This is a genomic window from Kitasatospora sp. NPDC059817 (genome assembly GCF_042731835.1).
In the GTDB taxonomy this organism is placed as follows: domain Bacteria; phylum Actinomycetota; class Actinomycetes; order Streptomycetales; family Streptomycetaceae; genus Kitasatospora.
This window is the reverse complement of record NZ_JBHWIR010000273.1, coordinates 3924-6653: the sequence shown is the minus strand read 5'-3', so window position 1 is coordinate 6653 and position 2730 is coordinate 3924. Positions and strand designations below refer to the sequence as shown.

Genomic DNA, 2730 nt, shown 5'->3' with positions numbered 1-2730 from the left:
CCCCCCCCCCCCCCCCCGGCGCGCCGGGGGGGGCCCCCGCCCCCACCCCCACCCCGGGGGGGTCCGCCCCGCCCCGCCAGGTCGGCCCGGGGGCGCCGGGCCGTGGTGGGGGGGGCAGTGGTGGATGGCAGGCCGGCGGCGCCGGGCCACGGCGGCGACCGGCCCTCCGCCCGTGCACGGCAGCGCGACCTGCCGCCAGGCCGGATACCTCCAGCGCCGCTTCGACAGGGACCTGCCCGCCCCTGCGTGCCGAAAGCCCGCACCCTCCTGGCCGGCCTCGACGACGAGCGGGCGCAACGGGCCCTGCGAGGCGCGGGCGGCCCGGCGGTCACGGTGTCCGTCGGCGGCGGGCTCGTGGGCGTTGCGGGTGGCCGGCCACTTGTGGGCGCGGCGCATCTCCTCAACGTGTGTGACCGCGTCGGCCGGTGTCGTGCCCGGCTGAGGGCGTGGCGTCGAGCTTCGATCGGTCAACCCGAGTTCGCTGTGCGGCGGGTGCCGGTTCGCCCGCCTCGGCGCCGTTGCTCGGGAAGTCCCCATTTCTGCGGTGACGTGCGTGATCGGGCGGGTCTTGCCATGTTCGATCCATCGGTGGCGGCCTTCTGGGGAGGGTGGTGCGTTTGTGTGGGTCACGGTGTCGTCGGGGCGGTGCGGGAGGTGTGGTGTTGTGCGCGGGTGACGATGAGTGAGACGTTCTGTCCGCCGAAGCCGAATGAGTTGCTGAGTACGGCCTTCTGGGGGGCGTCTCGTCGTGCTGTGGCGATATCGAGATCGATGTCGGGTGCGATGCCGGCTGCGGTGAGGTTGCGGGTCGGCGGGATGACGCCGTGTTCCACGCTGAGGACGGCGATGAGCGCCTCTATTGCGCCGGCCGCGCCGAAGAGGTGGCCGAGTGCCGCTTTGGGGGCAGTGACGGTGGCGCGGCCGAAGACCTGTCTGATCGCGTGTGCCTCCGCGGTGTCGCCGGCCGGGGTTCCGGTGGCGTGGGCGTTGATGTGGCTGATCTGCTCGGGAGTCAAACCGGCTTGGGCGAGGGCCTTGCGCATGGCGGCGACCTGGCCGGAGCCGTCGGGGGCGGGTGCCGTGATGTGGTGGGCGTCGGCGGCGATGCCGGCTCCCGCGAGTACGGCGTGGACGTGTGCGCGCCGGCGGCCGGCATGCTCGGCGCTTTCGAGTACCAGGACGGCGGCGCCTTCGCTGAGGACGAATCCGCTGCGGTCCGCGGCGAAGGGGCGGGACGCTGAGGCGGGTTCGGCGGTGTAGCGCGACAGTGCTTGTGCCTGGGCGAAGCCGGCGACGGTGATCGGGGTGATCGCGGCCTCGGTGCCGCCCGCGATGACCACGTCCGCCTCGCCGGCACGGATGAGTCTGGCCCCCAGGGCGATCGCCTCGGCGCCGGAGGAGCATGCCGAGACAGGCGTGTAGGCCCCGGCCCGTGCGCCGTATTCGATGCTGATCAGCGCCGCTGCCGCGTTGGGCATGAGCATCGGTACCGTGCGTGGCGAGACGCGCCGTGTCCCGGCCGTCTCCAGTACGTCGTCTTCCTTCAGCAGCGTCCGTACGCCCCCGATGCCCGTGCCGATCGCTGATGCGAGCCGGTGCGGGTCCACCTGTGGGGCGCCGGCATCGGCCCAGGCTTCGGCCGCTGCGGTGAAGGCCGCCTGCTGTGAGCGGTCGAGCCGCCTGGCCTGCGCCGGCGGCAGCGACTGGGCGGGGTCGATCGCCATCGTGCCTGCGGCGGTGTCGGGAAGGCCGGCGTCCTCGTGGCCGCGCAGGGCGCCGCCGCGGATGCCCGACCGGCCGGCGAGCAGGGCTTGCCAGGTGGACTCCACGTCTGCGCCCAGTGGTGTGATCGCGCCGAGTCCGGTGACGACGACTTCGGTCCTGTGCATGCCACTCAACCTTTCTTGTATGCGATACAAGCGAACGAGCCTAGTTGTATCACATACAATTCGGGTGTGGAGAAGAAGCGAAGCGAAGCCCGACCAACACCGGCCCGGTCGCGTGACCGCGGTCGCGCGACCAGACGCCAGCTGATCGAGGCGACTGCACGGCTCTGCAAGGAGCGGCCCGGCGCCGAGGTGAGCGTCGCGGAGATCGCGAACGCGGCAGGCGCCTTCCCCAACCAGGTCACCTACCACTTCGGCTCCAAGGACTCGCTGCTCGTGCACGCCGCCTTTCTCGGCCTGCTGCACGACGCCCGACGGATCGAGCGCATCGGCCGCCAAGCCCCCGATGCGGCGACATTTCGGCGCAACATCGCCCGCGCCGTACTGGCCATGCCCTCGCTCCCACCGGTCGCACGGGCACTCGCCGCCGGGATCTCCAAACCCGAACTCGCCCCCGTCGTCGACCGGCACCTCCAGCTGCTGTTCCGGCAGTCCGAGCGCTTCGTGAGCCAACTCATCGACCGTCGCGGCTGGAAGGTCCGCCGGCCACTCGACGTGGAGGCCAGGACGTTCTGGAGCACCGCGCTCGGCGCAGTGCTGCTCGTCCGCGCCGGGGCACACGGCACCGTCGCCGACCTCGACCTCGCCGGAGCACTGACCATCCACGACGAACCCGAACACGGCTAGGCAGCCTCGTCTGGATCAACCGGTCGTTGGTCTAGGCGTGCCGTTGAGTGATGTGCAGCGGGCGCGGATCGAGCCGTTGCTACCGGACCGGACGCCGAAGCGGGGTGGCCGGGGGGGCGGGGCTACGCCGCGGGGAGAGCCGCCCCCCCCCCGCGAA

At 72.4% G+C, this 2730-nt stretch carries 2 protein-coding genes; one reads left to right on the top strand and one right to left on the bottom strand.

Features of this window, described 5'->3' with window-relative positions; genetic code table 11:
- Window positions 1-626 precede the first annotated feature (626 nt).
- Complete coding sequence (locus ACFV61_RS33045) at window positions 627-1889, bottom strand: beta-ketoacyl-[acyl-carrier-protein] synthase family protein (protein WP_380495706.1); 1263 nt, start codon at window positions 1887-1889, stop codon at window positions 627-629.
- 66 nt (window positions 1890-1955) lie between these two features.
- Here ACFV61_RS33045 and ACFV61_RS33040 point away from each other — a divergent pair, with 66 nt between their 5' ends.
- Entirely contained in the window at window positions 1956-2573 is a 618-nt protein-coding gene (locus ACFV61_RS33040; protein ID WP_380434385.1) for a TetR/AcrR family transcriptional regulator C-terminal domain-containing protein, read from the top strand.
- Window positions 2574-2730: the final 157 nt, after the last annotated feature.

Excerpts from the sequence above, each read along its gene's own strand:
- ACFV61_RS33045 (WP_380495706.1), bottom strand. The coding sequence starts at position 1,889 with ATGCACAGGACCGAAGTCGTCGTCACCGGACTCGGCGCGATCACACCA.